Below are 24,944 nucleotides of genomic sequence, written 5' to 3' on the forward strand. Positions count from 1 at the left end.
GCAATGAAAAATAAAGTAGAGCATATAGAAAATCAGTATACATCACAAGAAAATAAGAAAAAACAACGTCAAAAAATGAAGATGCGTGTAGTTCGAAGACGAATCACGGTTTTTGCGGGTGTATTACTTGCGATAATTATTATTTTATCAATCTTGCTTGTTGTCCAAAAACACCGTAATGATGTTGATGCAAAAGAACGAAAAGCGAAAGAAGAACAATTTCAAAAGCAACAAAATGAAGAAATAGCATTAAAAGAGAAATTGAATAATCTAAATGACAAAGATTACATTGAAAAAATTGCACGTGATGATTATTACTTAAGCAATAAAGGGGAAGTAATATTTAGACTTCCTAATGACAAGGGTTCGTCAAACTCTGATTCGTCAAAAAAATAATTCAAAATTGAACAAAAAATATACGAGTATAGACATTGTGAAAAAACTCAAACAAGGATATAATAAGGAAAAATCGAATCAAATCGGGAGGATTTATTTAGCATATGTCAATCGAAGTTGGAAATAAGCTTAAAGGTAAAGTCACTGGTATCAAAAAGTTTGGTGCATTCGTAGAATTACCTGAAGGAAAAAGTGGTTTAGTTCACATTAGTGAAGTAGCAGATAATTATGTTGAAAACGTAGAAGAGCACTTAACTGTAGGTGATGAAGTCGACGTAAAAGTATTATCAATTGCTGATGATGGCAAAATTAGTCTTTCAATTAAAAAAGCGAAAGATCGTCCACGTAGACAACATACAAGTAAACCAAGTCACCATAAACCAGTACAAAAAGCCGAAGATTTTGAAAAGAAATTAAGCAATTTCTTAAAAGATAGTGAAGACAAATTAACTTCAATCAAACGTCAAACAGAATCTAGACGCGGTGGCAAAGGTTCTAGACGTTAATTAAAATAAATAAAGACTGTTTCGATAAGGAATAAATTTAGAATGTATGCATCATGGTAGTGATTGCGTATGAAGAATGTCTAAGACTGTTTCTTAAATAAGGAGCAGTCTCTTTTTATTTGTTATGATATAAATAGAAGTTCTAGAAGTTCGAGTATTTAAAAATTGTAAAGAGTGAGGTGTGGGTATGCAGTTGAATAGTAGTGGTTGGCATAGAGATGACCATCTTGTTGTTGCTGTTTCTACAGGAATTGATAGTATGTGCTTATTGTACCAACTCCTAAATGAATACAAAGATAGCTATAGACGGTTGACCTGTTTGCATGTTAATCATGGTGTTAGGTTAGCATCTGACGAAGAAGCTCAATTTTTAACAGCATATTGTAAACAACATCACATAGATTTACATATTAAGAGATTAGATTTATCTCATAGTCTAGATAGAAACATAAGTATACAAAATGAAGCTCGAATTAAACGTTATCAATGGTTTGATGAGATGATGTTGGATTTAGAAGCGGATGTCTTATTAACAGCACATCACCTAGATGATCAACTTGAAACCATCATGTACCGTATTTTTAGTGGCAAATCAACGCGTAATAGATTGGGTATTGATGAACATTCTAAACGGGAAGGTTATTATATTTATCGTCCGTTACTAGCTGTTTCTAAAAATGAAATTCAACAATACCAGATTGAAAACGAGATACCATTTTATGAAGATGCGTCTAATCAAGATAATAAATATGTTAGAAATGACATTCGTAATAGAATCATTCCAGCTATTGATGAAAATGATCAACTTAAAGTTTCACATTTATTAAAATTAAAACATTGGCATGATGAGCAATATGCTGTTTTACAATGTAGAGCAACGCAATTTATTACAGAATTTGTGAAGTTTGACGAAAAGTTAATGAATATAGAAATGCCGAGACAAGTTTTTAATGATTTGCCAGATCAATTAAAAATGATTATATTTGATCGAGTTTTATCTGAACATTTTAAGATATTTAATATCAGTGATAGAACGTATGATGATTGGTTTCAACAATTTAAAAGTAAGAAAGCGCAATTCAGTATTAAACTTACAGAAAAATGGATAATTCAAATCGCATATGGTAAATTAATAATAATGGCTAAAAATAATGGCGATACATATTTTAGAGTTCAAATTATTGATAAGCCAGGTAATTATATTTTTGACAAATATTTAATAGAGATACATTCTAATTTACCAAAAAGTTTATTTCCACTTACAGTAAGGACAAGAAAAAGTGGTGATAAATTTAAACTTAATGGGCGTGATGGTTATAAGAAAGTTAATCGTTTGTTTATAGATCAGAAAGAACCTCTGTGGCTTCGTGATCAAATTCCAGTTATATTGGATAAACAGCAACGCATTATTGCGGTAGGAGATTTATATCAACAACAACAATTAAAGCAATGGATTATAATTAGTAAAAATGGAGATGAATAGCGTTATGCATAATGATTTAAAGGAAGTATTGTTAACTGAAGAAGATATTCAAAATATCTGTAAAGAATTGGGAGCTCAATTAACAAAGGATTACAAAGATAAACCATTAGTATGTGTTGGAATTTTAAAAGGTTCAGCAATGTTTATGTCAGATTTGATTAAACGCATCGATACACATTTATCAATTGATTTCATGGATGTTTCAAGTTATCACGGTGGTACTGAATCAACTGGTGAAGTACAAATTATTAAAGACCTAGGTTCTTCTATTGAAAATAAAGATGTGTTAATCATTGAAGATATTTTAGAGACTGGTACGACACTTAAGTCTATTACTGAATTATTACAATCTAGAAAAGTTAACTCATTAGAAATAGTTACATTACTAGATAAGCCGAATCGTCGCAAAGCTGATATTGAAGCTAAGTACGTTGGTAAAAAAATTCCAGATGAATTTGTTGTTGGATACGGTTTAGACTATCGCGAGTTATATAGAAACTTACCATATATTGGTACGTTAAAACCTGAAGTATATTCAAATTAAATTTTTAATCAATTTCAGTTATTATTACTATGCCTTTGAGTAAGAATAGTGTAGACTCAAAAATATGAAAAATGTATTTCATATATATTTAATTTTAAACAAGACATATGTCTTGCAAAGATGGAAAAATATAGAAATTGATAAAATTGACAAAAGATGTGAATGTTATTGACAGTAAGCTCAATTACTAGCATACAAAATATGTAATGTGTTACAATTCTTGTTAGTTTTATTATGGGAAGTAGGAGGAAATGACGCATGCAGAAAGCTTTTCGCAATGTGCTAGTTATCGTAATAATAGGCGTTATTATTTTTGGTCTATTTTCATATTTAAACGGTAATGGAAATATGCCGAAACAGCTTACATATAATCAGTTTACTGAGAAGTTGGAAAAGGGTGACCTTAAAACATTAGAAATCCAACCACAACAAAATGTGTATATGGTAAGTGGTAAGACGAAAAATGATGAAGATTATTCATCAACTATTTTATATAACAATGAAAAAGAATTACAAAAAATTACAGATGCTGCTAAGAAGCAAAACGGTGTAAAATTAACGATTAAAGAAGAAGAAAAACAAAGTGTCTTTGTAAGTATACTTTCAACATTAATTCCAGTTGTTGTTATCGCGTTATTATTTATTTTCTTCCTAAGCCAAGCACAAGGCGGCGGTAGTGGCGGTCGTATGATGAACTTTGGTAAATCTAAAGCGAAAATGTACGATAATAATAAACGTCGAGTTCGCTTCTCTGATGTAGCGGGTGCTGATGAAGAAAAGCAAGAGTTAATTGAAATTGTAGATTTCTTGAAAGACAATAAGAAGTTTAAAGAAATGGGTTCAAGAATACCTAAAGGGGTCTTACTTGTGGGGCCTCCAGGTACAGGTAAAACATTACTTGCGAGAGCGGTTGCTGGTGAAGCTGGTGCCCCATTCTTCTCGATTAGTGGTTCAGACTTCGTTGAGATGTTTGTCGGTGTCGGTGCGAGTCGTGTACGTGACTTGTTTGATAATGCTAAGAAAAATGCACCTTGTATCATTTTCATTGATGAGATTGATGCGGTTGGTCGTCAACGTGGCGCTGGTGTAGGTGGCGGTCATGACGAACGTGAACAAACATTAAACCAATTATTAGTTGAAATGGATGGCTTTGGTGAAAATGAAGGTATCATTATGATAGCTGCTACAAACCGTCCGGATATTCTAGACCCAGCGTTATTACGTCCAGGTCGTTTTGATAGACAAATTCAAGTTGGTCGCCCAGATGTAAAAGGTCGTGAAGCAATTCTACATGTACATGCTAAGAACAAACCACTTGATGAAACTGTAGACTTAAAAGCTATTTCACAACGTACACCAGGGTTCTCTGGTGCTGATTTAGAAAACTTATTAAATGAAGCATCATTAATTGCAGTACGTGAAGGTAAGAAGAAAATTGATATGAGAGATATCGAAGAAGCAACAGATAGAGTTATTGCTGGACCTGCTAAGAAATCTCGTGTTATTTCTAAGAAAGAACGTAATATCGTTGCGCATCATGAAGCTGGTCATACAATTATTGGTATGGTATTAGATGAAGCAGAAGTAGTTCACAAAGTTACTATCGTACCACGTGGACAAGCTGGCGGTTATGCTATGATGTTACCGAAACAAGATCGATTCTTAATGACTGAACAAGAGTTATTAGATAAAATTTGTGGTCTGCTTGGTGGACGAGTATCAGAAGATATCAACTTTAATGAAGTTTCAACTGGTGCTTCAAATGACTTCGAGCGTGCTACGCAAATCGCAAGATCAATGGTTACACAATATGGTATGAGTAAAAAGCTAGGACCATTACAATTTGGTCATAGTAATGGACAAGTATTCTTAGGTAAAGACATGCAAGGTGAACCTAATTATTCAAGTCAAATTGCTTATGAAATAGATAAAGAAGTTCAACGAATCGTTAAAGAACAATACGAACGTTGTAAACAAATTTTATTAGAGCACAAAGAACAGTTAATTTTAATTGCTGAAACATTATTAACAGAAGAAACATTAGTTGCAGAGCAAATTCAATCATTATTCTATGAAGGTAAATTACCTGAAATAGATTATGATGCAGCTAAAGTTGTTAAAGATGAAGATTCTGAATTTAATGATGGTAAATTTGGTAAATCTTATGAAGACATTCGTAAAGAGCAATTAGAAGAAGGTCGACGTGAAGAGAAAGAAGATCGTAAAGAAGAAAAAGATATTGCTGAAGATAGAAAAGAAGCTGACAAATCTCATGAAAATGATGAGCCAGCACATCAACAAGCGCCTAATATCGAAAAACCTTATGATCCAAATCACCCAGACAATAAATAATTAATAATATTTAGTACCTCTTTCTATGATTATGTGATAGGAAGAGGTACTTTTTAGTATTTTAAAGAGAAAGAAAGTTGTTTAATAGATTTATAGTAAGCAATAAAATCGTTTCACGGTGAAGTAACTATCAAACAAGTTACTTCATTATTTAGAATGATGGGTGTAGAATATATACAATTGTTGCATTTTAGGAAGTAAAATAATTTTTAAAATATAGAGTAATAGAGGAGATTGAAATAATGACACATGATTATATTGTTAAAGCGTTAGCATTTGATGGGGAAATTAGGGCATATGCAGCTTTGACAACTGAAACAGTTCAAGAAGCTCAAACGAGACATTATACATGGCCAACAGCATCTGCTGCAATGGGACGAACAATGACAGCGACAGCAATGATGGGAGCTATGTTAAAAGGTGATCAAAAATTAACAGTCACGGTTGATGGTCAAGGACCTATTGGGCGTATTATTGCTGATGCCAATGCCAAAGGTGAGGTACGCGCATATGTAGATCATCCACAAACGCATTTTCCATTAAATGAGCAAGGTAAACTTGATGTTAGACGAGCAGTTGGTACAAATGGTTCTATTATGGTTGTAAAAGACGTGGGTATGAAAGATTACTTCTCTGGAGCGAGTCCGATTGTTTCGGGTGAACTAGGGGAAGACTTTACTTATTATTATGCTACAAGTGAACAAACGCCTTCATCAGTAGGACTGGGTGTACTAGTAAATCCTGATAATACAATTAAAGCAGCGGGTGGTTTTATTATTCAAGTAATGCCAGGCGCAAAAGAAGAAACTATTGTAAAGCTGGAAAAAGCTATTAGTGAAATGACACCAGTGTCTAAATTAATTGAACAAGGTTTAACACCTGAAAGAATATTAAATGAGATTTTAGGTGAAGAACATGTACAAATTTTAGAAAAAATGCCAGTTCAATTTGAATGTAACTGTAGTCATGAGAAATTTTTGAATGCTATTAAAGGATTAGGCGAGGCAGAAATTCAAAATATGATTAAAGAAGATCATGGTGCAGAAGCAGTATGTCATTTCTGTGGGAATAAATATAAATATTCTGAAGAAGAACTGAATGAGTTGCTAGAAAGTTTAGCGTAATTTAATTTAAACCAATAGGCTAAAATGTTTATTTTTAGCGGTTTAGTGAAATGTAGAACTAAATAGTTGTATAATTCTTAGTATTTTTGTTTGCTTTCTAGATTTTATTTGATAAAATAATTTTATATCCGATAAATAAACTAAGATTTCGACAACTAACTAAAAAGGAGTGGTTTTAATGGCACAAAAACCAGTAGATAATATTACTCAAATTATTGGTGGTACACCAGTAGTCAAATTGAGAAATGTAGTAGATGAAAATGCAGCAGACGTTTATGTAAAATTGGAATATCAAAATCCAGGTGGTTCTGTTAAAGATAGAATTGCGTTAGCGATGATTGAAAAAGCAGAACGTGAAGGCAAAATCAAACCTGGCGATACAATTGTTGAACCAACAAGTGGTAATACAGGTATCGGTTTAGCATTTGTATGTGCTGCTAAAGGATATAAAGCAGTATTTACAATGCCTGAAACAATGAGTCAAGAGCGCCGTAATTTATTAAAAGCATATGGTGCAGAATTAGTGTTAACACCTGGATCAGAAGCGATGAAGGGTGCAATTAAAAAAGCTAAAGAATTAAAAGAAGAACATGGTTATTTTGAGTCGCAACAATTTGAAAACCCAGCAAACCCTGAAGTACATGAGTTGACTACAGGTCCTGAGTTATTACAACAATTTGAAGGTAAAAATATCGATGCCTTCTTAGCTGGTGTAGGTACTGGTGGTACGTTATCTGGTGTTGGTAAAGTTCTTAAAAAAGAATACCCTAATATTGAAATTGTTGCTATTGAGCCTGAAGCATCTCCAGTTTTAAGTGGTGGTGAGCCTGGGCCACATAAATTACAAGGTTTAGGTGCTGGATTTATTCCGGGTACTTTAAATACAGAAATATATGATAGCATTATTAAAGTAGGTAATGACACAGCGATGGAAATGTCTCGTCGTGTTGCTAAAGAAGAAGGTATTTTAGCAGGTATTTCATCTGGTGCTGCTATATATGCCGCTATTCAAAAAGCGAAAGAGTTAGGTAAAGGAAAAACGGTGGTCACTGTATTGCCAAGTAATGGTGAACGCTACTTATCAACACCTTTATATTCTTTCGATGACTAATTAATATTAATTATATGAGTGAGCCGTCCTTTAAGGATTGCTTGCTCTTTTTTTACCTTTTTATGGAGACATAGGTCGAGGATTTATTTGGTGAATTTGAAAAGATAAATATTCATTGAAACATTTTTCTGAAAAAACTACCTAGTGAATGTTAATATAATAAGCGTACATATTAAACAGTGTAAGTCAGAATATATAAACTTAACCTTACAGTTAAATTACATACATAATTAAAGGATGATTAAGATGACTAAAACAGAAATTATGGGCATATTAAATGTTACACCTGATTCATTTTCAGATGGTGGCAAATATAACAATGTTGAAGCTGCAATAAACAGGGTAAAATGCATGATGGATGAAGGTGTTGATATCATAGATGTCGGGGGTGTTTCGACACGACCAGGACATGAAATGATTACTTTGGAAGAAGAATTGAAAAGAGTTTTACCAGTCGTTGAAGCTATTGTTGGTTTTGATGTGAAAATTTCAGTTGATACATTTAGAAGTGAAGTGGCTGAGGCATGCTTGAAGTTAGGAGTAGATATGATTAATGATCAATGGGCAGGGCTCTACGATAAACGAATGTTTCAAGTTGTTGCTAAATATGATGCAGAAATAATTTTAATGCATAATGGTAATGGTGAACGTGATGAACCAGTAATTGAAGAAATGCTTACTTCTTTACTGGCCCAGGCACATCAGGCTAAACTTGCAGGGATTCATTCGGAAAAAATATGGCTTGATCCGGGAATTGGATTTGCTAAAACTAGAAGTGAAGAAGCGGAAGTAATGGCAAGACTGGATGAACTTGTAGCTACGGAGTATCCTATTTTATTAGCGACAAGCCGAAAACGATTTACAAAAGAGATGATGGGTTACGATACAACGCCAGTTGAAAGAGATGAAGTGACTGCTGCAACGACTGCGTATGGTATTATGAAAGGCGTTAAAGCAGTACGCGTACATAATGTTGGGTTAAACGCGAAACTAGCTAAAGGTATAGATTTTTTAAAGGAGAATGAAAATGGAAGACAAAATCTTTCTTAAAGGAATGCGTTTTTATGGATATCATGGTGCTTTATCAGCCGAAAATGAAATCGGACAAATTTTTAAAGTAGATGTAACGTTGAAAGTAGATTTGGCTGAAGCAGGACGAACTGATAATGTTGTTGATACAGTTCATTACGGTGAAGTTTTTGAAGAAGTTAAATTAATCATGGAAGGTGAACCAGTAAATTTACTTGAGCATCTGGCTGAACGTATTGCAAAACGAATAAATTCACAATATAATCGTGTAATGGAAACGAAAGTGACAATCACTAAAGAAAATCCACCAATACCAGGTCATTATGATGGTGTTGGTATCGAAATAGTGAGGGAGAATATATGATTCAAGCATATTTAGGTTTAGGTAGTAATATTGGCGACAGAGAAAATCAACTTAATGAAGCTATAAAGATGTTGAGTGCATATGAAGGTATCAACGTGTCAAAGGTTTCTTCGATATATGAAACTGCACCTGTAGGCTATACCGAGCAGCCTAATTTTTTGAATTTATGTATTGAAATTGAAACAACACTGTCAGTATCTGAACTATTAGAACGTTGCTTAGAAGCCGAAGCACGCTTACATCGTGTTAGGAAAGAGCGATGGGGTCCAAGAACAATAGATGTAGATATTTTATTATACGGTAATGAAATTACAGAACTACCGAATCTCTCAGTACCACATCCAAGAATGAATGAACGTGCATTTGTTTTAATTCCATTAAATGATATTGCAACAGATGTTATTGAGCCTCGTTCGAATCTGAAAATAAAGGATTTAGTACCTAATGATGATAGTGTAGTATTGTATAAGCAGTAATTAAAGAATAATCAAAATTGTGAATATTGTTCCGGACATGTTATTAATTAGAATAAAGATACTAGTTTTTAGTTAGTTGTAAAGTTATTCGTCGCAGAATTAGTATATGAATATTACAGTATGCAATAAATACTTGCTATAAATAGAATATAACTGTTTCTTTGTATTTAAGGTAAAGAGATAGTGGAATATCTGTATTATTTTGAGTAGGCAAGTGTAATTGAGTGAATTAATCATAATAGAACAATAGAAATTACTTTATTACATTTAAATCGTCTTGTAAAATTAAAAAGTGATAAAATTGGAGTTATGGATTTAAAGATATATACTTGTGTATCTTAAGTGAAGTATGATGAAACGTATATAACCTCTAATATGGTGAATACTGAGCAATAAAGAATTGGTATTTTACAAAACTTTCAAGAAGAATGTTTAAGCGTATCAATTGAAATACAAAGGTTTACAACAAGTTTAAAGGAGAGAATGTTATGTCAGAAGAAATGAATGACCAAATGCTAGTAAGACGTCAAAAATTACAAGAATTGTATGATTTGGGGATAGATCCGTTTGGCTCTAAATTTAATCGTTCAGGTTTATCTAGTGATTTGAAAGAAGAGTGGGATAAATACTCTAAGGAAGAATTGGTAGAAAAAGAAGCGGATAGCCATGTATCTATTGCTGGACGACTTATGACAAAGCGTGGTAAAGGTAAAGCTGGATTTGCACATGTTCAAGATTTAGCTGGACAAATCCAAATTTACGTTCGTAAAGACCAAGTTGGTGATGAGCAATTTGATATTTGGAAAATTGCAGATTTAGGGGATATTGTTGGTGTTGAAGGTGTAATGTTTAAAACAAACACAGGTGAATTGTCAGTTAAAGCTAAAAAATTCACTTTACTTACTAAATCATTACGACCATTGCCAGATAAATTCCACGGTTTACAAGATATCGAACAAAGATACCGTCAAAGATATTTGGATTTAATTACAAATGAAAATAGTACACGTACATTTATAAACCGTAGTAAAATTATTCAAGAAATGCGAAATTATTTAAATAATAAAGGTTTCTTAGAAGTTGAAACACCAATGATGCATCAAATTGCTGGTGGTGCGGCTGCAAGACCATTTGTAACACATCATAATGCATTAGATGCAACATTATATATGCGTATTGCTATTGAGCTACATTTAAAACGTCTCATTGTTGGTGGTCTTGAAAAAGTATACGAAATTGGAAGAGTATTCCGAAATGAAGGTGTATCAACAAGACATAATCCAGAATTTACAATGATTGAGTTGTATGAAGCATATGCAGACTACAATGACATTATGGATTTAACTGAATCTATGGTACGACATATTGCTGATGAAGTATTAGGGTCTGCCAAAGTTCAATATGGTGGAGAAACGATTGATTTAGAATCTCCATGGACTCGTTTGCATATTGTTGATGCTGTTAAAGAAGCTACAGGTGTAGATTTTTATAACGTCACTAGTGACGAAGAAGCAAAAGAATTAGCAAAAGAACATGGTATCGAAATAAAAGACACAATGAAGTATGGGCATATTTTAAATGAGTTCTTTGAGCAAAAAGTAGAAGAGACTCTTATACAGCCAACATTTATATATGGTCATCCTACTGAGATTTCTCCTTTAGCGAAGAAGAATCCGGAAGACCCTAGATTTACTGATCGTTTCGAATTGTTTATTGTTGGTAGAGAACATGCAAATGCGTTTACAGAATTAAACGATCCTATCGATCAAAGAGCACGATTTGAAGCACAACTTGTTGAAAAAGCTCAAGGTAATGATGAAGCACATGAAATGGACGAGGATTATATCGAAGCATTAGAATATGGTATGCCTCCAACAGGTGGATTAGGTATCGGTATTGATAGATTAGTTATGCTATTAACTGACTCTCCATCAATTAGAGACGTGTTATTATTCCCATATATGAGACAAAAATAATTATTATTGATTGTTAGAAAGAACTCTTTGCATAAAGTGTATGCGAGAGTTCTTTTTAATTATATTTAACAGAGTTGATGAGCTGTGTATGCGATGACTTTCTTAAATAGGGCAATTCTATCACGATTGAATTTATAGAATAGTAATGATTAACGATAATGGTGCTATTTTAAAATGTTAAACGAGTTAGTTAGCTGTTAGATAAATAAAGATGGAAATAAGAATATAAAGTTATCCTTAAGAGGAGTGTAAATGATGGATATTGAGATATCGTATATCAAAATTTGCCATTATAGTATAATTTATCTTAATCAGCTATAAAAGTACTTTAAAATTGTATAGAATGTGTATGGTTTTGTATATATGTGTATGATAGAATACTAAAAGTGTTATGAATTAAAGAACACGCGAAACGTCAGTTTGGATGATTAAAAAAGTTGATAAAAAGTGTTGACTTTGTTAATTGAATGAAGTAACATATAAAAGTCGTCAAAAACGAACGAAACATATTAAAGATTGATGTGACAATCTTCGTATCAAAGTGTAAAATTAACTATTGCACCTTATTAATTAAGCGTGTATCATAAATAAGTAAGTTATTTTGTCTGGTGACTATAGCAAGGAGGTCACACCTGTTCCCATGCCGAACACAGAAGTTAAGCTCCTTAGCGTCGATGGTAGTTGGACTTACGTTCCGCTAGAGTAGAACGTTGCCGGGCAATGATAAATCGGAGAATTAGCTCAGCTGGGAGAGCATCTGCCTTACAAGCAGAGGGTCGGCGGTTCGAACCCGTCATTCTCCACCATTTATTCTTACACATTGCCGGCCTAGCTCAATTGGTAGAGCAACTGACTTGTAATCAGTAGGTTGGGGGTTCAAGTCCTCTGGCCGGCACCATCTTTTGAGCCATTAGCTCAGTTGGTAGAGCATCTGACTTTTAATCAGAGGGTCAGAGGTTCGAATCCTCTATGGCTCATTACGATTTATTTTTAAAAATTAGCAAAATAATGCAGAAGTAGTTCAGCGGTAGAATACAACCTTGCCAAGGTTGGGGTCGCGGGTTCGAATCCCGTCTTCTGCTCCATTATTTTGCCGGGGTGGCGGAACTGGCAGACGCACAGGACTTAAAATCCTGCGGTGAGAGATCACCGTACCGGTTCGATTCCGGTCCTCGGCACCATTTTAGCGCCCGTAGCTCAATTGGATAGAGCGTTTGACTACGGATCAAGAGGTTATGGGTTCGACTCCTATCGGGCGCGCCATTTTTAATCATTTGAATAACGGGAAGTAGCTCAGCTTGGTAGAGCACTTGGTTTGGGACCAAGGGGTCGCAGGTTCGAATCCTGTCTTCCCGATTACTTCTTAATTCCATTTTATGGGGGCTTAGCTCAGCTGGGAGAGCGCCTGCTTTGCACGCAGGAGGTCAGCGGTTCGATCCCGCTAGTCTCCACCATTTTATTTTTAAAGCATGAACATTGAAAACTGAATGACAATATGTCAACGTTAATTCCAAAAACGTAACTATAAGTTACAAACATTATTTAGTATTTATGAGCTAATCAAACATCATAATTTTTATGGAGAGTTTGATCCTGGCTCAGGATGAACGCTGGCGGCGTGCCTAATACATGCAAGTCGAGCGAACGGACGAGAAGCTTGCTTCTCTGATGTTAGCGGCGGACGGGTGAGTAACACGTGGATAACCTACCTATAAGACTGGGATAACTTCGGGAAACCGGAGCTAATACCGGATAATATTTTGAACCGCATGGTTCAAAAGTGAAAGACGGTCTTGCTGTCACTTATAGATGGATCCGCGCTGCATTAGCTAGTTGGTAAGGTAACGGCTTACCAAGGCAACGATGCATAGCCGACCTGAGAGGGTGATCGGCCACACTGGAACTGAGACACGGTCCAGACTCCTACGGGAGGCAGCAGTAGGGAATCTTCCGCAATGGGCGAAAGCCTGACGGAGCAACGCCGCGTGAGTGATGAAGGTCTTCGGATCGTAAAACTCTGTTATTAGGGAAGAACATATGTGTAAGTAACTGTGCACATCTTGACGGTACCTAATCAGAAAGCCACGGCTAACTACGTGCCAGCAGCCGCGGTAATACGTAGGTGGCAAGCGTTATCCGGAATTATTGGGCGTAAAGCGCGCGTAGGCGGTTTTTTAAGTCTGATGTGAAAGCCCACGGCTCAACCGTGGAGGGTCATTGGAAACTGGAAAACTTGAGTGCAGAAGAGGAAAGTGGAATTCCATGTGTAGCGGTGAAATGCGCAGAGATATGGAGGAACACCAGTGGCGAAGGCGACTTTCTGGTCTGTAACTGACGCTGATGTGCGAAAGCGTGGGGATCAAACAGGATTAGATACCCTGGTAGTCCACGCCGTAAACGATGAGTGCTAAGTGTTAGGGGGTTTCCGCCCCTTAGTGCTGCAGCTAACGCATTAAGCACTCCGCCTGGGGAGTACGACCGCAAGGTTGAAACTCAAAGGAATTGACGGGGACCCGCACAAGCGGTGGAGCATGTGGTTTAATTCGAAGCAACGCGAAGAACCTTACCAAATCTTGACATCCTTTGACAACTCTAGAGATAGAGCCTTCCCCTTCGGGGGACAAAGTGACAGGTGGTGCATGGTTGTCGTCAGCTCGTGTCGTGAGATGTTGGGTTAAGTCCCGCAACGAGCGCAACCCTTAAGCTTAGTTGCCATCATTAAGTTGGGCACTCTAAGTTGACTGCCGGTGACAAACCGGAGGAAGGTGGGGATGACGTCAAATCATCATGCCCCTTATGATTTGGGCTACACACGTGCTACAATGGACAATACAAAGGGTAGCGAAACCGCGAGGTCAAGCAAATCCCATAAAGTTGTTCTCAGTTCGGATTGTAGTCTGCAACTCGACTACATGAAGCTGGAATCGCTAGTAATCGTAGATCAGCATGCTACGGTGAATACGTTCCCGGGTCTTGTACACACCGCCCGTCACACCACGAGAGTTTGTAACACCCGAAGCCGGTGGAGTAACCTTTTAGGAGCTAGCCGTCGAAGGTGGGACAAATGATTGGGGTGAAGTCGTAACAAGGTAGCCGTATCGGAAGGTGCGGCTGGATCACCTCCTTTCTAAGGATATATTCGGAACATCTTCTTCAGAAGATGCGGAATAACGTGACATATTGTATTCAGTTTTGAATGTTTATTCAACATTCAAATGAATAATGGGCCTATAGCTCAGCTGGTTAGAGCGCACGCCTGATAAGCGTGAGGTCGGTGGTTCGAGTCCACTTAGGCCCACCATTATTTTGTACATTGAAAACTAGATAAGTAAGTAAAATATAGATTTTACCAAGCAAAACCGAGTGAATAAAGAGTTTTAAATAAGCTTGAATTCATAAGAAATAATCGCTAGTGTTCGAAAGAACACTCACAAGATTAATAACGCGTTTAAATCTTTTTATAAAAGAAAACGTTTAGCAGACAATGAGTTGAATTATTTGAAAGCGGAGTTTACTTCTGTAAATGAGCATTTTAAATAATGAAAACGAAACAGTATGTGAGCGTTTGACTTATAAAAATGGTGGAAACATAGATTAAGTTATTAAGGGCGCACGGTGGATGCCTTGGCACTAGAAGCCGATGAAGGACGTTACTAACGACGATATGCTTTGGGGAGCTGTAAGTAAGCTTTGATCCAGAGATTTCCGAATGGGGAAACCCAACATGAGTTATGTCATGTTATCGATATGTGAATACATAGCATATCAGAAGGCACACCCGGAGAACTGAAACATCTTAGTACCCGGAGGAAGAGAAAGAAAATTCGATTCCCTTAGTAGCGGCGAGCGAAACGGGAAGAGCCCAAACCAACAAGCTTGCTTGTTGGGGTTGTAGGACACTCTATACGGAGTTACAAAGGACGATATTAGACGAATCATCTGGAAAGATGAATCAAAGAAGGTAATAATCCTGTAGTCGAAAATATTGTCTCTCTTGAGTGGATCCTGAGTACGACGGAGCACGTGAAATTCCGTCGGAATCTGGGAGGACCATCTCCTAAGGCTAAATACTCTCTAGTGACCGATAGTGAACCAGTACCGTGAGGGAAAGGTGAAAAGCACCCCGGAAGGGGAGTGAAATAGAACCTGAAACCGTGTGCTTACAAGTAGTCAGAGCCCGTTAATGGGTGATGGCGTGCCTTTTGTAGAATGAACCGGCGAGTTACGATTTGATGCAAGGTTAAGCAGTAAATGTGGAGCCGTAGCGAAAGCGAGTCTGAATAGGGCGTTTAGTATTTGGTCGTAGACCCGAAACCAGGTGATCTACCCTTGGTCAGGTTGAAGTTCAGGTAACACTGAATGGAGGACCGAACCGACTTACGTTGAAAAGTGAGCGGATGAACTGAGGGTAGTGGAGAAATTCCAATCGAACCTGGAGATAGCTGGTTCTCTCCGAAATAGCTTTAGGGCTAGCCTCAAGTGATGATTATTGGAGGTAGAGCACTGTTTGGACGAGGGGCCCTTCTCGGGTTACCGAATTCAGACAAACTCCGAATGCCAATTAATTTAACTTGGGAGTCAGAACATGGGTGATAAGGTCCGTGTTCGAAAGGGAAACAGCCCAGACCACCAGCTAAGGTCCCAAAATATATGTTAAGTGGAAAAGGATGTGGCGTTGCCCAGACAACTAGGATGTTGGCTTAGAAGCAGCCATCATTTAAAGAGTGCGTAATAGCTCACTAGTCGAGTGACACTGCGCCGAAAATGTACCGGGGCTAAACATATTACCGAAGCTGTGGATTGTCCTTTGGACAATGGTAGGAGAGCGTTCTAAGGGCGTTGAAGCATGATCGCAAGGACATGTGGAGCGCTTAGAAGTGAGAATGCCGGTGTGAGTAGCGAAAGACGGGTGAGAATCCCGTCCACCGATTGACTAAGGTTTCCAGAGGAAGGCTCGTCCGCTCTGGGTTAGTCGGGTCCTAAGCTGAGGCCGACAGGCGTAGGCGATGGATAACAGGTTGATATTCCTGTACCACCTATAATCGTTTTAATCGATGGGGGGACGCAGTAGGATAGGCGAAGCGTGCGATTGGATTGCACGTCTAAGCAGTAAGGCTGAGTATTAGGCAAATCCGGTACTCATTAAGGCTAAGCTGTGATGGGGAGAAGACATTGTGTCTTCGAGTCGTTGATTTCACACTGCCGAGAAAAGCCTCTAGATAGAAAATAGGTGCCCGTACCGCAAACCGACACAGGTAGTCAAGATGAGAATTCTAAGGTGAGCGAGCGAACTCTCGTTAAGGAACTCGGCAAAATGACCCCGTAACTTCGGGAGAAGGGGTGCTCTTTAGGGTTAACGCCCAGAAGAGCCGCAGTGAATAGGCCCAAGCGACTGTTTATCAAAAACACAGGTCTCTGCTAAACCGTAAGGTGATGTATAGGGGCTGACGCCTGCCCGGTGCTGGAAGGTTAAGAGGAGTGGTTAGCTTCTGCGAAGCTACGAATCGAAGCCCCAGTAAACGGCGGCCGTAACTATAACGGTCCTAAGGTAGCGAAATTCCTTGTCGGGTAAGTTCCGACCCGCACGAAAGGCGTAACGATTTGGGCACTGTCTCAACGAGAGACTCGGTGAAATCATAGTACCTGTGAAGATGCAGGTTACCCGCGACAGGACGGAAAGACCCCGTGGAGCTTTACTGTAGCCTGATATTGAAATTCGGCACAGCTTGTACAGGATAGGTAGGAGCCTTTGAAACGTGAGCGCTAGCTTACGTGGAGGCGCTGGTGGGATACTACCCTAGCTGTGTTGGCTTTCTAACCCGCACCACTTATCGTGGTGGGAGACAGTGTCAGGCGGGCAGTTTGACTGGGGCGGTCGCCTCCTAAAAGGTAACGGAGGCGCTCAAAGGTTCCCTCAGAATGGTTGGAAATCATTCATAGAGTGTAAAGGCATAAGGGAGCTTGACTGCGAGACCTACAAGTCGAGCAGGGTCGAAAGACGGACTTAGTGATCCGGTGGTTCCGCATGGAAGGGCCATCGCTCAACGGATAAAAGCTACCCCGGGGATAACAGGCTTATCTCCCCCAAGAGTTCACATCGACGGGGAGGTTTGGCACCTCGATGTCGGCTCATCGCATCCTGGGGCTGTAGTCGGTCCCAAGGGTTGGGCTGTTCGCCCATTAAAGCGGTACGCGAGCTGGGTTCAGAACGTCGTGAGACAGTTCGGTCCCTATCCGTCGTGGGCGTAGGAAATTTGAGAGGAGCTGTCCTTAGTACGAGAGGACCGGGATGGACATACCTCTGGTGTACCAGTTGTCGTGCCAACGGCATAGCTGGGTAGCTATGTGTGGACGGGATAAGTGCTGAAAGCATCTAAGCATGAAGCCCCCCTCAAGATGAGATTTCCCAACTTCGGTTATAAGATCCCTCAAAGATGATGAGGTTAATAGGTTCGAGGTGGAAGCATGGTGACATGTGGAGCTGACGAATACTAATCGATCGAAGACTTAATCAAATTAAATGTTTTGCGAAGCAAAATCACTTTTACTTACTATCTAGTTTTGAATGTATAATCTACATTCATATGTCTGGTGACTATAGCAAGGAGGTCACACCTGTTCCCATGCCGAACACAGAAGTTAAGCTCCTTAGCGTCGATGGTAGTCGAACTTACGTTCCGCTAGAGTAGAACGTTGCCAGGCAAATCGAGACTGAAAGGTCTCTTTTTTATGTCTAAAATTACATAGTAAAAAGTAAACACGAAGAATGTATACTTTTGATTGTTTAAGTATGTACAATTTCAATATTGTGTTTATATAATTCTAAAATGATATCATTCAATACGAAGTATTGTATAAATAGAGAACAGCAGTAAGATATTTTCTAATTGAAAATTGTCTTACTGCTGTTTTTTAAGGGATTTATGTCCCAGCCTGTAATTTATCTTAAATTGAAATACAAAAAGGCAATTAATTATTATACAATAGGCAAGCTATTGTATAAGTAACACTAACTTTTATCAAAGAAGTGTTACTTTATAATTAATGATTTTATTAGAGCATCTACATGTGGTTTTAAGTCATCATCATCTATACCGCCAAATCCTAATATAAATTTAGGTGTTTTTTTATAGTCTTGTTCATCATCAAAATTATAAACTTGTAATTTTAACTTCATTTTATTAGCTCTATTGAGACACTCTTGCAATGTTAATCCATTCTTTACAGTAATTGTAAAATGCATACCTGTTTCAGCACCTTGGATATCAAGTTGATTATTGTATGGTTTCAATCTCTTTAAAATATATGTCAGTTTTCTACGATAAATTCTTCTCATTTTATTTAAATGTCTTTCAAAACTACCGGTAGATATGAACGTTGCTATAAGGTCTTGCATATGAACTGGTACAGTATTACCTTCGATGTGATTTTGGGAGTGATATTTTTTCATTATAGAAAATGGTAGAACCATATAAGCAACACGGCAACTAGGAAAAATAGACTTTGAAAATGTACTGATATAAATTACTTTTTCTCCTCTTGAATATAGACCTTGAATCGCTGGAATAGGTTTACCGAAATATCTAAATTCAGAATCATAATCGTCTTCTATAATAAACCGTTCTTCTTTTTCTTGAGCCCATTGAATTAATTGAGTACGTTTTTTTAAATCCATCACATATCCAGTTGGAAATTGGTGGGAAGGAGTTATATATACTATATTTTTTTTGGATTTTATTACTTCATCGACATTTATTCCATTATGTTCAACTTCAATTTGTTCATATTCAACTTGCTTTTTATCTAAAATATTTTTGATTGGTGGATAACTTGGTTTTTCAATAATAAACGTAGAAGTAAAAAGTAAATCGACTAGTTGGTTTACTAATTGTTCGGTAGATGAACCAATTATAATTTGACTAGGATCACAAATTACACCTCGATTAGTAAATAAATAAAAAGCCAGTTGAAACCGTAAGTGTAATTCTCCCTGAAAGTGACCTCTAAGTAAATTGTTTAAATGATTTGTATCAAAAAGATCTTTTGAATACTTTCTGAAAAGTTCTATAGGGAAGTGTTTCGTGTCTATTTCATCCAAATTAAAAGCATAATCATAAGCTTCATCACTAGTTTTTGGTTTATATGTATCATTTAAAAGAGAAGGGATAGGTTGAGTATTCAAAATTGTTAAAGATTCAATTTCAGATACAAAATAACCGGAACGTGGTCTTGAATAAATGTAACCTTCGTCTAATAGAAGTTGATACGCATGCTCTACAGTTGTTTGGCTAATAGATAAATGCTTGCTTAGTTGTCTCTTAGAATAAAATTTATCACCTTCTTTAAATTGGCCTTCTATTATTTGTTTTTTTAATTTTTCATAAAGTTGATGGTATAAAGTGTTTTTCAATTTTAAAACTGACCCCCTAATTTTATGTTATATTGTACCTTTTTAAATATCAGTTTATACATTACAATGAATTTAATCAACTTGAAAAGGGGTTTTATATATAATGAGTAAAATTATTGGATCAGACAGAGTCAAAAGAGGTATGGCAGAAATGCAAAAAGGCGGCGTTATTATGGACGTTGTCAATGCTGAACAAGCAAGAATAGCAGAAGAAGCTGGCGCAGTAGCAGTAATGGCATTAGAACGTGTACCTTCTGATATCAGAGCAGCAGGTGGTGTTGCACGTATGGCAAATCCTAAAATTGTAGAAGAAGTTATGAATGCTGTTTCTATTCCAGTTATGGCAAAAGCACGTATTGGTCATATCACTGAAGCAAGAGTATTAGAAGCAATGGGTGTAGACTACATTGATGAATCAGAAGTATTAACACCAGCAGATGAGGAATATCACTTAAGAAAAGATCAATTTACAGTACCATTTGTATGTGGTTGCCGTAATTTAGGTGAGGCAGCACGTAGAATTGGTGAAGGTGCTGCTATGTTACGTACTAAAGGTGAACCTGGTACAGGTAATATTGTAGAAGCTGTAAGACATATGAGACAAGTTAATTCAGAAGTTAGTCGATTGACTGTAATGAATGATGATGAAATTATGACTTTCGCGAAAGATATCGGTGCACCATATGAAATTTTAAAACAAATTAAAGACAATGGTCGTTTACCAGTAGTTAACTTTGCTGCAGGTGGTGTTGCAACTCCTCAAGATGCTGCCTTAATGATGGAATTAGGAGCTGACGGCGTATTCGTTGGATCAGGTATTTTCAAATCAGAAGACCCAGAGAAATTTGCTAAGGCAATTGTTCAAGCAACAACACATTATCAAGATTATGAATTAATTGGAAGATTAGCAAGTGAATTAGGCACTGCTATGAAAGGTTTAGATATTAACCAATTATCATTAGAAGAACGTATGCAAGAGCGTGGTTGGTAAGATATGAAAATAGGTGTGTTAGCACTACAAGGTGCAGTTCGTGAACATATTCGACATATTGAATTGAGTGGTCATGAAGGTGTGGCAGTAAAAAAAGTAGAACAATTACAAGACATTGACGGTTTGATATTGCCTGGTGGTGAATCAACTACATTGCGTCGCTTAATGAATTTATATGGTTTTAAAGAGGCGTTACAAAATTCTTCATTGCCGATGTTTGGCACATGTGCAGGTTTAATTGTACTTGCTCAAGATATTATCGATGAAGATGGATATCTTAATAAGTTGAATATTACTGTTCAACGAAATTCATTTGGTAGACAAGTTGACAGTTTTGAAACAGAATTAAATATTAAAGGTATTGCTACTGATATTGAGGGTGTTTTTATAAGAGCACCTCATATTGAAAAAGTAGGGCAAGATGTGGATATCTTATGTGAAGTTAATGATAAAATTGTCGCTGTTCAACAAGGCAAATATTTAGGTGTCTCATTCCATCCTGAATTAACTGATGACTATAGAGTAACTGCTTACTTTATTGATCAAATTGTAGGTAAAAAGTAGTTCTATATCAACTATACAGTTTTTAAAGTAACTATACATTGAATTAACTTTGTAAGATAAAATCCCCTTCAAAGCATATTTGGAGGGGGTTTCTATAGTATTTTAAAATATAAAAGTATAAAAATATCCCTTCAAAGTAATGACTTAAAAGAGTCTACTTCGAAGGGATAAATTATTTAAAGTTGATTTAGTTATTAAATAAAGAATCCAGCAATAGCAGCTGAGATGAATGATACAAGTGTGGCACCGAATAATAGTTTTAATCCGAAGCGGGCAACTGTATCACCTTTTTTATCATTAAGTGACTTAATAGCACCTGAAATAATACCAATAGAACTAAAGTTTGCAAATGATACTAAGAATACTGAAGTAACACCTTTGGCATGTTCAGATAAATCACCAAGTTTTCCTAGTGCTTGCATTGCAACGAATTCATTTGATAATAATTTTGTTGCCATAACTGATCCAGCTTGTACAGCATCTTGCCATGGTACACCTACCAAGAATGCAAATGGTGCAAATACAAATCCAATTAATGTTTGGAAATCCCATGAAATTGCGCCACCAGATACAGCACTAAAGATATTACTTACAATACCATTTAATAATGCAATGATTGCAATGTATCCGATTAACATTGCGCCTACAATGACAGCTACTTTAAATCCATCTAAAATATATTCTCCTAGCATTTCGAAGAATGATTGTTGTCTTTCTTCAGTTTCTTCAACTAATAATTTGTCATCTTCTTCATTAACTTTATAAGGATTAATAATTGAAGCGATGATGAAACCACCAAATAAGTTTAAGACAACAGCCGTTACAACATATTTAGGTTCAATTAAGGTAAAGTATGCACCAATAATTGAAGCTGATACCGTTGACATTGCTGAAGCTGTTAATGTATAAAGACGTTGCTTAGGTATGTATGGCAATTGTTTTTTAATTGAAATAAATACTTCAGATTGTCCCAAAATGGCTGCCGCAACAGCATTATATGATTCCAAACGACCCATACCATTAATTTTAGAAATCAAGAAACCTAAAACGTTAATGATTAAAGGTAAAATCTTTGTGTATTGTAAGATACCAATAATCGCTGAAATAAATACGATAGGTAATAATACACTAAAGAAGAATGGAGGTTGTTTAGGGTTGATATATTGAATACCACCAAAAACAAAGTTAACACCGTCTGCTGCTTTTAATAATAAGTAATTAAAACCATTTGATATACCACCAATAACTGTGATACCCATTGTAGTTTTAAGTAAAATAAAGGCAAAGACAAGTTGAATAGCAAGCAAAATTCCTACATATTGCCAGCGTATATTTTTCTTGTCTGAGCTAAATAAAAACGCAAGTGCTAAAAAGAAGATAATTCCGATAATCCCAATTAGAATATGCATATATTTTTTCATTCCTTTAGTTTTTTCTACAATCTATCATACAATAAAATGGAAGGGCTAACATCATAAATTTTTGAAAATATAAAAACAAATTAATTGAAAAAGGTCAAAATAGGTCATATAATATAGTCAAAGAAGGTCAAAAAGGGGTGATATTTATGCACAATATGTCGGACATCATAGAACAATACATCAAACGATTATTTGAAGAGTCAAATGAAGATGTAGTTGAAATTCAAAGAGCGAACATTGCGCAGCGATTTGATTGCGTACCTTCACAATTGAACTATGTTATCAAAACTCGATTTACTAATGAACATGGTTATGAGATTGAAAGTAAACGTGGTGGCGGTGGATACATTCGCATCACTAAAATCGAAAACAAAGATGCAACAGGTTATATTAATCATTTGCTTCAGTTGATAGGACCTTCTATTTCTCAACAACAAGCTTATTATATTATTGATGGGCTTTTAGATAAATTACTAATAAATGAGCGAGAAGCTAAAATGATTCAAGCAGTAATTGATAGGGAAACACTGTCAATGGATATGGTTTCTAGAGACATTATTAGAGCAAATATTTTAAAACGATTGTTACCAGTTATAAACTATTACTAAATGAAATGAGGTGTTGAAGTGCTCTGTGAAAATTGTCAACTTAATGAAGCGGAATTAAAAATCAAAGTTACAAGTAAAAATAAAACAGAAGAAAAAATGGTGTGTCAAACTTGTGCAGAAGGTCATTATCCATGGAATCAAGCGTATGAACAACCTGATTATCAAGAACACCAAGATGATATCGAAGAAGCATTTGTTGTTAAACAAATTTTACAACATTTAGCGACAAAGCATGGTATTAATTTTCAGGATGTGGCATTTAAAGAAGAAAAGCGTTGTCCTACATGTGATATGACATTAAAAGATATCGCACATGTGGGTAAATTCGGTTGTGCTAACTGTTACGCGACATTTAAAGATGACATTATTGATATCGTCCGCAGAGTTCAAGGTGGACAATTTGAACACGTAGGAAAGACACCACATTCTTCACATAAAAAAATTGCATTAAAAAAGAAAATTGAAGAGAAAAATAATTATTTAAAGCAACTTATAGAAGTGCAAGACTTTGAGCAAGCGGCTATTGTCAGAGATGAAATAAAAGCGCTAAAGTCTGAAGGTGAGGTGCAACATGATGACGCATAACATTCACGATAATATCAGCGAATGGATGAAAAACGATAAAGAAGCGCCGATTGTGATGTCTTCACGAATACGATTAGCGCGCAATTTAGAAAATCATGTGCATCCGTTAATGTATGCTTCTGAAAATGATGGCTTTAGGGTAATAAATGAAGTACAAGATGCTTTACCACATTTTCAATTAATGCGACTAGATCAAATGGATCAGCAAAGTAAAATGAAGATGGTCGCTAAACATTTAATTAGCCCAGAATTAATAAAACAACCTGCAGCAGCAGTATTAGTAAATAATGATGAGTCTTTAAGTGTAATGATAAATGAAGAAGATCATATTCGTATTCAAGCAATGGGTACTAATACGACATTGCAATCGTTATATGATCAGGCTTCAGCAATTGATGATGAATTAGATCGTAACCTTGATATTAGTTATGATGAAAAACTTGGATATTTAACTACATGTCCTACAAATATAGGTACTGGGATGCGAGCAAGTGTGATGCTACATTTACCTGGTTTATCTATTATGAAAAGAATGACTCGAATTGCTCAAACAATTAATAGGTTCGGATATACCATTAGAGGTATATATGGTGAAGGGTCACAAGTTTATGGACACACTTATCAGGTTTCTAATCAACTTACACTTGGTAAATCAGAACTAGAAATTATTGAAACATTAACTGAAGTTGTTAACCAAATTATTCATGAAGAAAAACAGATAAGACAAAAATTAGACACTTATAATCAATTAGAAACTCAAGACCGTGTTTTTCGCTCGCTAGGCATTTTACAAAATTGTAGAATGATAACTATGGAAGAGGCTTCTTATAGATTAAGCGAAGTTAAACTTGGTATAGATTTAGATTATATTAAATTACAAAACTTTAAATTTAATGAATTAATGGTTGGTATACAATCACCATTTTTATTAGATGAAGAGGATGACAAATTTGTGAAAGAAAAACGAGCAGATATACTAAGAGAACACATAAAGTAGGAGGTCA

General features: G+C 36.2%; 18 protein-coding genes, 9 tRNA genes and 4 rRNA genes. 29 read left to right on the plus strand and 2 right to left on the minus strand.

Going from position 1 to position 24,944, the window contains the following annotated elements; genetic code table 11:
- Window positions 1–3 precede the first annotated feature (3 nt).
- From ML436_02395 to rrf (ML436_02510), 24 genes are all read left to right on the plus strand, one after another.
- Complete coding sequence (locus ML436_02395; protein UMT78609.1) at window positions 4–396, plus strand: septum formation initiator family protein; 393 nt, start codon at window positions 4–6, stop codon at window positions 394–396.
- Between the two features lie 104 nt (window positions 397–500).
- Window positions 501–902 carry a S1 domain-containing RNA-binding protein gene (locus tag ML436_02400; protein UMT78610.1) on the plus strand — a complete coding sequence of 134 codons (402 nt, stop codon included), beginning with the start codon at window positions 501–503 and terminating at the stop codon, window positions 900–902.
- A gap of 187 nt (window positions 903–1,089) precedes the next feature.
- A complete protein-coding gene (tilS, locus tag ML436_02405) occupies window positions 1,090–2,385 on the plus strand; it encodes a tRNA lysidine(34) synthetase TilS (protein ID UMT78611.1) in 1,296 nt (431 codons plus the stop codon).
- Window positions 2,386–2,389: 4 nt separating this feature from the next.
- Window positions 2,390–2,929: a hypoxanthine phosphoribosyltransferase gene (gene hpt, locus ML436_02410; protein UMT78612.1), complete on the plus strand. Its 540-nt coding sequence runs from the start codon at window positions 2,390–2,392 to the stop codon at window positions 2,927–2,929.
- Window positions 2,930–3,187: 258 nt separating this feature from the next.
- Window positions 3,188–5,281, plus strand: a complete 2,094-nt coding sequence (ftsH, locus tag ML436_02415) for an ATP-dependent zinc metalloprotease FtsH (GenBank protein ID UMT78613.1) — start codon at window positions 3,188–3,190, stop codon at window positions 5,279–5,281.
- Window positions 5,282–5,523: 242 nt separating this feature from the next.
- On the plus strand, window positions 5,524–6,405 hold the full coding sequence (hslO, locus tag ML436_02420; protein UMT78614.1) for an Hsp33 family molecular chaperone HslO: 882 nt from the start codon (window positions 5,524–5,526) through the stop codon (window positions 6,403–6,405).
- Window positions 6,406–6,583: 178 nt separating this feature from the next.
- Window positions 6,584–7,516, plus strand: a complete 933-nt coding sequence (cysK, locus tag ML436_02425; GenBank protein ID UMT78615.1) for a cysteine synthase A — start codon at window positions 6,584–6,586, stop codon at window positions 7,514–7,516.
- A gap of 246 nt (window positions 7,517–7,762) precedes the next feature.
- Window positions 7,763–8,566 carry a dihydropteroate synthase gene (folP, locus tag ML436_02430; protein ID UMT78616.1) on the plus strand — a complete coding sequence of 268 codons (804 nt, stop codon included), beginning with the start codon at window positions 7,763–7,765 and terminating at the stop codon, window positions 8,564–8,566.
- Window positions 8,544–8,909 (plus strand): dihydroneopterin aldolase, encoded by a 366-nt coding sequence (folB, locus tag ML436_02435; GenBank protein ID UMT78617.1) that lies wholly within the window; start codon window positions 8,544–8,546, stop codon window positions 8,907–8,909. The genes folP and folB overlap by 23 nt, the downstream gene beginning before the upstream one ends.
- Window positions 8,906–9,385: a 2-amino-4-hydroxy-6-hydroxymethyldihydropteridine diphosphokinase gene (folK, locus tag ML436_02440; GenBank protein UMT78618.1), complete on the plus strand. Its 480-nt coding sequence runs from the start codon at window positions 8,906–8,908 to the stop codon at window positions 9,383–9,385. The genes folB and folK overlap by 4 nt, the downstream gene beginning before the upstream one ends.
- Before the next feature lie 488 nt (window positions 9,386–9,873).
- Window positions 9,874–11,361, plus strand: a complete 1,488-nt coding sequence (gene lysS / locus ML436_02445; GenBank protein UMT78619.1) for a lysine--tRNA ligase — start codon at window positions 9,874–9,876, stop codon at window positions 11,359–11,361.
- Window positions 11,362–11,965: 604 nt separating this feature from the next.
- Window positions 11,966–12,080: ribosomal RNA gene (gene rrf / locus ML436_02450) — 5S ribosomal RNA — on the plus strand.
- 11 nt (window positions 12,081–12,091) lie between these two features.
- Window positions 12,092–12,167: transfer RNA gene (locus ML436_02455), tRNA-Val, on the plus strand.
- Between the two features lie 16 nt (window positions 12,168–12,183).
- Window positions 12,184–12,259 (plus strand) — tRNA-Thr (locus ML436_02460).
- Between the two features lie 6 nt (window positions 12,260–12,265).
- Window positions 12,266–12,338, plus strand: a tRNA-Lys gene (locus ML436_02465).
- 33 nt (window positions 12,339–12,371) lie between these two features.
- Window positions 12,372–12,446 (plus strand) — tRNA-Gly (locus ML436_02470).
- Between the two features lie 7 nt (window positions 12,447–12,453).
- Window positions 12,454–12,542, plus strand: a tRNA-Leu gene (locus ML436_02475).
- 5 nt (window positions 12,543–12,547) lie between these two features.
- A tRNA-Arg gene (locus ML436_02480) sits at window positions 12,548–12,624 on the plus strand.
- A gap of 19 nt (window positions 12,625–12,643) precedes the next feature.
- Window positions 12,644–12,717: transfer RNA gene (locus ML436_02485), tRNA-Pro, on the plus strand.
- A 22-nt stretch (window positions 12,718–12,739) separates the two neighbouring features.
- Window positions 12,740–12,815 (plus strand) — tRNA-Ala (locus ML436_02490).
- A 121-nt stretch (window positions 12,816–12,936) separates the two neighbouring features.
- Window positions 12,937–14,488: ribosomal RNA gene (locus ML436_02495) — 16S ribosomal RNA — on the plus strand.
- Window positions 14,489–14,585: 97 nt separating this feature from the next.
- Window positions 14,586–14,662, plus strand: a tRNA-Ile gene (locus ML436_02500).
- A 291-nt stretch (window positions 14,663–14,953) separates the two neighbouring features.
- A 23S ribosomal RNA gene (locus tag ML436_02505) occupies window positions 14,954–17,876 on the plus strand.
- 72 nt (window positions 17,877–17,948) lie between these two features.
- A 5S ribosomal RNA gene (gene rrf, locus ML436_02510) occupies window positions 17,949–18,063 on the plus strand.
- The 16S, 23S and 5S rRNA genes sit together here with 9 tRNA genes alongside, the layout of an rRNA operon.
- 328 nt (window positions 18,064–18,391) lie before the next feature.
- On the opposite strand, the gene ML436_02515 is transcribed toward rrf (ML436_02510), so the two are convergent.
- On the minus strand, window positions 18,392–19,771 hold the full coding sequence (locus ML436_02515) for a PLP-dependent aminotransferase family protein (GenBank protein UMT78620.1): 1,380 nt from the start codon (window positions 19,769–19,771) through the stop codon (window positions 18,392–18,394).
- Between the two features lie 103 nt (window positions 19,772–19,874).
- Between ML436_02515 and pdxS the strand changes: the two genes are divergently transcribed.
- Entirely contained in the window at window positions 19,875–20,762 is an 888-nt protein-coding gene (gene pdxS, locus ML436_02520) for a pyridoxal 5'-phosphate synthase lyase subunit PdxS (GenBank protein ID UMT78621.1), read from the plus strand.
- Between the two features lie 3 nt (window positions 20,763–20,765).
- Window positions 20,766–21,326: a pyridoxal 5'-phosphate synthase glutaminase subunit PdxT gene (gene pdxT, locus ML436_02525; GenBank protein UMT78622.1), complete on the plus strand. Its 561-nt coding sequence runs from the start codon at window positions 20,766–20,768 to the stop codon at window positions 21,324–21,326.
- A 194-nt stretch (window positions 21,327–21,520) separates the two neighbouring features.
- Here pdxT and ML436_02530 read toward each other — a convergent pair whose 3' ends face one another.
- Window positions 21,521–22,735: a NupC/NupG family nucleoside CNT transporter gene (locus tag ML436_02530; protein UMT78623.1), complete on the minus strand. Its 1,215-nt coding sequence runs from the start codon at window positions 22,733–22,735 to the stop codon at window positions 21,521–21,523.
- A gap of 158 nt (window positions 22,736–22,893) precedes the next feature.
- Between ML436_02530 and ML436_02535 the strand changes: the two genes are divergently transcribed.
- Genes ML436_02535 through ML436_02545 form a run of 3 tightly spaced genes read left to right on the plus strand, consistent with a single transcriptional unit; the run spans window position 22,894 to window position 24,937 of the window.
- Complete coding sequence (locus tag ML436_02535) at window positions 22,894–23,355, plus strand: CtsR family transcriptional regulator (protein UMT78624.1); 462 nt, start codon at window positions 22,894–22,896, stop codon at window positions 23,353–23,355.
- Between the two features lie 18 nt (window positions 23,356–23,373).
- Window positions 23,374–23,940: a UvrB/UvrC motif-containing protein gene (locus ML436_02540; protein ID UMT78625.1), complete on the plus strand. Its 567-nt coding sequence runs from the start codon at window positions 23,374–23,376 to the stop codon at window positions 23,938–23,940.
- Entirely contained in the window at window positions 23,930–24,937 is a 1,008-nt protein-coding gene (locus ML436_02545) for a protein arginine kinase (GenBank protein UMT79477.1), read from the plus strand. The genes ML436_02540 and ML436_02545 overlap by 11 nt, the downstream gene beginning before the upstream one ends.
- Window positions 24,938–24,944 lie beyond the last annotated feature (7 nt).

Origin of the sequence: Staphylococcus roterodami (genome assembly GCA_022493055.1) — a bacterium.
GTDB lineage: Bacteria > Bacillota > Bacilli > Staphylococcales > Staphylococcaceae > Staphylococcus > Staphylococcus singaporensis.